Consider the following 4861-nt stretch of genomic DNA (forward strand, 5'->3'; position numbering starts at 1 on the left):
GCTTCAGGGCTGGCTCGTCGAGGAAGGGGAAGGTCACATTATAGCCGGTGGCCCAGATGATGGCGTCGATCTCTTCGCGGCTCCCATCCGTGAAGACGACCCCGTCACCATCAAGCTTTTCGATCGCGCCTTTCGGCGTGATGTCGCCGCAGCCAACCCGGGTCAGGAACTCGCCTGAGACAGACGGGTGCCCGTCGAGTGGTTCATGATCGGGCTTCGGCAGGCCATAATCCTCCATATTTCCGATCGTCTTCTTGATCATCTTGCGGGCGAGTTTGCGCCCGATGCCGGTCGGCAGCCAGTTCGGCAGGACGGCCTTGTCGGCGGGCTGGCCATTGACATATTTCGGAAGGACCCAGACGCCGCGGCGCATCGAGATGAAGAGCTTCTCGGCGAGCGGGCGCTGTGAGAGCTCGGACGAGATATCCATCGCCGAATTGCCGGCCCCGACGATCATCACCCGCTTGCCGCGGAAGTCATAAGGCTCGAACGGGTCTGTATAATTGTGCGAGTGGACCTGGTAGCCGTTGAACTCGCCCGGATAGTCCGGAATGCGCGCGTCCCAGTGATGGCCATTGGCGACGAACAACCATTGGTAATTGCGCGTCTCGCCGGATGAGATTGTCACATCCCAGCTGCCATCATCCTTGCGGGTCGCGGTCTCGACCTTGGTGTTGAAGGTGATGGTGTCGCGCAGGCCGAAATGGTCGACATAGTCGTTAAAATACTGAAGCAGCTGCGCATGATGCGGAAAGTCCGGCCAGTCTTCGGGCACCGGGAAATCCTCAAAGGCGAGGCGCCATTTCGATGTGTCGATATGCAGGCTCTGATAACAGGAGGAGAGCCCGTTCGGGTTTTTATAGTACCAGTTGCCGCCAATATTGTCCGACATCTCGAAACAGTCATAGGGGATGCCGTAATCGCGAAGCCGTTTGGCCATGGTGAAACCTGAACAGCCCGCGCCGATGATGCAGGCCTTGCCCTTTGTTTCCCCGTCGAATGCCATGTCTTCCTCCCGCTGCGTCAGTCATTTGCGCTCTTGCAGCTGGATGGTATCGACACCGGCACGATCGTCAATTTTAACGCCGCGTAAGCAGGAGGCCGAATGGCTGAAGATCAGGACATGATGCTGAAACTGATCCGGCAGCACGCCTCACAAATCATGACGACGGTGCCCTGGGCGCAGGCGCTCGGCTTTGAACTGACAGGCATTGAAAAGGGCAAGGCCTTCGCCAAAGTGGCCTGGCGCGAAGACCTTGTCGGCAATCCTGAGACGGGCGTCATCCATGGCGGCGTGCTGACCGCGCTGCTCGACAATCTGTGCGGGATCTGCATCAATACAGCGCTCAAAAAGCCGAAATCCATGGCGACGCTGGACCTGCGCATCGACTATATGCGCCCGGCCGAGAAAGGCCGCGATATCCTCGCCGAAGCCGAGTGCTACCACGTGACCCGCAATGTCGCTTTCACCCATGCCTGGGCCTATCATGAGAGCCGCGACAAGGTGATTGCGACAGCGGCAGGCACATTCGCGCTGAACGATATCTCGCGCTGGGCGAGCGGGAATGCGGCGATCGAAAAGGCGAGCAAAGCGATCGGGGACGCGTCATGACAGAGCGTCTCGATGAGCTGACCGCCTTCCTTGATCGCACGCCCTTTGCACGCTTTCTCGGCATGCAGTGCGAGCTCCAGGATGGCGAAATGATCGCAACGCTGCCCTTTCAGGAGAAATTCCTCGGCAACAGGGCGATTAATGCCCTGCATGGCGGCTGCACGGGTGCCTTTCTGGAACTGACTGCGATGGCCGAAGTATTTCTTCAGTCTGAGATGCAGCGTCCGGCCAAGCCGATCAATATCACGATCGACTATCTGCGATCTGCCAAGGGCGAGGATCTCTTCGCCTCGGCGGTGGTGCACAAGCTCGGCCGGCGAATGGCGAGCGTGCGCGCCGAAGCCTGGCAGGGCGAGGACCGCAAGAAGATCGTGACGGCGCTACAGGCGCATTTCCTGGTCGCTGAGGACAGTTGATGGCACCTGTCCGGCGAAGCGGACAGACGCGATGTAGAACCCGACCGCGATCAGGCTGAGACCGGCGCAGGCCGCGAAGGCTGCGCTGTAACCGCCCATGTCGCGCAGCCATTCCAGACGCGCTGCGCCAAGGCTGGTGCCGAAGTTCAGCAAGGCCATGAAGATGGAAAACTGCGTCGCTGCCACCGTGCCGCGCGACTGGCCCATGGCGATCGCATAGGTGCAGACCGACATCAGCACGAAGAGCACGCTATAGGCGAGCAAATAGCCGAAATAGACCCCGCCTTCAGACCAGAACAGAACGGCCGCGCCATTCAGAAGCGCCATACCGATCAGCGCGCCGCCGAGCGCTTTCATCGGCCCAATCCTGTCGGCCAGCCAGCCTGAAACGAAGATGCCGAACAAGCCGCCGATGAGGTCCGCCAGAGCATCCCTTTCGGTAAAGACCTCGCGGCCCCAACCAAGCTCCTGCACAGCGAGGGAGGGGGAGAAGGCGGTCTTGATGCCATAGGCGGCAAAGGCGATCAGGATGCCTGCACCCAGCAGGAGGCTTGCCGGTTTCGCCATCGCGATGGCGACCGATTTCAGCAGCGGCCACCAGCTTTGTAGCTGGCGCTCCCGGTTGAGCGGCGAGGCCTCTCCGCGGCTCCACGGGAACAGCTTTTCGCCCGGCCGCTCGCGCAGGAGAAGCGGCGCCAGCATGACGAGCGCAACAAAGCCTGCCGTGACATAAGCGGCCAGCGCATGGCCCTGATCGCTGATCAGCTTGCCCGTCAGGAAGGCAAACCCTGCCGTGCCAAGCGTCTTGCCGCCCCACATCAGGCCATTGGCAGTGGCGCGCTCTTCCTCGCTCAAGATGTCGATGGCCATGCCGTCAATCGAGACGTCCTGGAACGCGCCCGCAAAGTTCACCGCAAAGCCTGCGGCCGCGAACCAGTAGAGCACCTCCGTCGGCGCAGTGAGGTTTGCGAACCAGACCAGGCTCCCAATAAGGATCAGCTGGGCGATGATCAGCCACGGCCGCTTGCGTCCCATGGGCAGCCAGGTGAACCGGTCCATCAGCACGCCATTGAAGAGCTTGAAGCTCCACGGCAGCAAGATGATCGCGATATAGCCGGCAATCGCTTCAGGGCTGATGCCTTGCGAAGCGAACCAGGCCGGGATCGCGATATAGAGAAGACCCTCAGGCGCGCCTTGGGCGGCGTAGAGCAGCGTCAGGCTGCCAAGCCGCGCTGGCTTGTGCTCGCTGAGCGCCGGAAGGCTCAACCGCCATTCTTCCAGGCGACGCGGTAGAGATCAAAGCGCCGGTCCCGGAGATTGCGCACCGTGCCTTCAGAGCGCGCGAAGGAGAGGTCCGACATGTCGAGATCCGCCATGACGACCGCTTCGACATTCTCTGCGATTTCAGCCGCGATGCCTTCGCGCGCGAATGGATAGTCACACGGCGTCAGGATGGCGGACTGGGCGTAATTGATGTCCATATTCTCGACATTTGGCAGGTTGCCGGTGCAGCCGGAGGTGACGACATAGAGCTGGTTCTCGATGCACCGCGCATGACAGCAATAGCGCACACGCAGATAGCCCTGGCGGCTGTCGGTGCAGAAGGGCGTGAACAGGATGCGCGCGCCCTCATCGGTGAGGCGGCGGGCGAGCTCGGGAAATTCGGAGTCGTAACAGATGAGGACGCCAATCGGCCCGCAATCGGTCGGGATGACATCGACAGTGTCGCCGCCCTTGATGTTCCACCAGTGGCGCTCATCCGGGGTCGGATGAATTTTCTCCTGCGCGTGGACAGAGCCATTGCGCAGGAAGACATAGGCGACATTCTGGATGTCGCCGTCATCGGTGCGCGTCGGGTGGGAGCCGCCGATGATGTTGATATTGTAGGAGATGGCGAGATTGCGCATCTCCTCAATGAAGCGAGGCGTGTATTTGGTCAGCGCCTCGATGGATTCTGCCGGTGAGAGCTTCCGCTTCTCGAAGGCCAGAAGCTGCAGCGTGAAGAGCTCCGGAAAGACGACGAAATCGGCGCGCCGATCAGAGCAGACATCGACGAAATATTCGACATTGCTCATGAATTCTTCAAAGCTTTTGACCGCGCGCATCTGCACCTGGACGGTCGCGACGCGCACGCGCTCCTTCTGGGAATAGGAGACCTTGCTTTGGGGTTTCAGGTCTTCAGCATAAGGATTGCGCCAGACCATGTGGGTCGCGTGGCCGCCTGAATCCTTGTCTTCTTCGAGATAGTTTCTCAGCACGCCGATCGGCTCAAAGCCGGCGCGCAGATGGTAGCGGATGACCGGGTCGGTAATCTTCTGGGCTTTGACGGCAGCGACATAATCGGCCGGGTCCGGATAGGCCTTGCGCTTGCGGTACCAGCCCGGCATGCGTCCGCCAAAGACGATACCCTGTAGCTCCCAGTCCTCGCAGAGTTGCTGGCGCGCATTGTAGAGCCGCTGGCCGATGCGGGTGCGGCGGATCTCGGGATCGACGCAAACTTCCATGCCGTAGAGCCAGTTACCTTCCGGGTCATGGCGGGCGGCGTAGCCATTGCCCGTAATCTCGATCCAGTCATGCGGGGTCAGCGCAAGCTCTTCGGCGATCAGGAAACTTGCCGCATAGCCGACAACCTCGCCGTCATATTCGACGAGAAACTGGCCCTCCGGAAAGGACGAAATCTGCCCGCGCAGCATGCCCGGCGTGTAGCCATCGGCTGGCCGGCCATAGACCTTCACGACAAGCGCAGCGATCGCCGGGACATCGTCCAGCGTCGCATTGCGCACGATTACGGATGCCTTGTTTTTCTGGCTGGGCATCAAACCCCCTTCTGAAA

The 4861-nt window shown here is 60.7% G+C and carries 5 protein-coding genes; 2 read left to right on the plus strand and 3 right to left on the minus strand.

The features are described 5' to 3' along the window. Positions 1-1006: flavin-containing monooxygenase (locus tag WA989_RS09895; protein ID WP_424340335.1), on the minus strand; the 1006-nt coding region annotated here is incomplete at its 3' end. 99 nt (positions 1007-1105) lie between these two features. On the opposite strand from WA989_RS09895, the gene WA989_RS09900 reads away from it, so the two are divergent. Together WA989_RS09900 and WA989_RS09905 are read left to right on the plus strand one after the other, a co-directional pair. Next, a complete protein-coding gene (locus WA989_RS09900; RefSeq protein ID WP_424340336.1) occupies positions 1106-1612 on the plus strand; it encodes a PaaI family thioesterase in 507 nt (168 codons plus the stop codon). Continuing rightward, positions 1609-2028, plus strand: coding sequence for a PaaI family thioesterase (locus tag WA989_RS09905; RefSeq protein ID WP_424340337.1), 420 nt, complete (start codon positions 1609-1611; stop codon positions 2026-2028). The genes WA989_RS09900 and WA989_RS09905 overlap by 4 nt, the downstream gene beginning before the upstream one ends. Here WA989_RS09905 and WA989_RS09910 read toward each other — a convergent pair. Together WA989_RS09910 and WA989_RS09915 are read right to left on the minus strand one after the other, a co-directional pair. After that, on the minus strand, positions 1993-3294 hold the full coding sequence (locus tag WA989_RS09910; protein ID WP_424340338.1) for an MFS transporter: 1302 nt from the start codon (positions 3292-3294) through the stop codon (positions 1993-1995). The two genes, WA989_RS09905 and WA989_RS09910, sit on opposite strands and share 36 nt — an antisense overlap. Continuing rightward, positions 3291-4844 (minus strand): GNAT family N-acetyltransferase, encoded by a 1554-nt coding sequence (locus WA989_RS09915; RefSeq protein WP_424340339.1) that lies wholly within the window; start codon positions 4842-4844, stop codon positions 3291-3293. The genes WA989_RS09910 and WA989_RS09915 overlap by 4 nt, the downstream gene beginning before the upstream one ends. Between the last annotated feature and the right edge of the window lie 17 nt (positions 4845-4861).

The organism is Henriciella sp. (genome assembly GCF_049649345.1).
GTDB lineage: Bacteria > Pseudomonadota > Alphaproteobacteria > Caulobacterales > Hyphomonadaceae > Henriciella.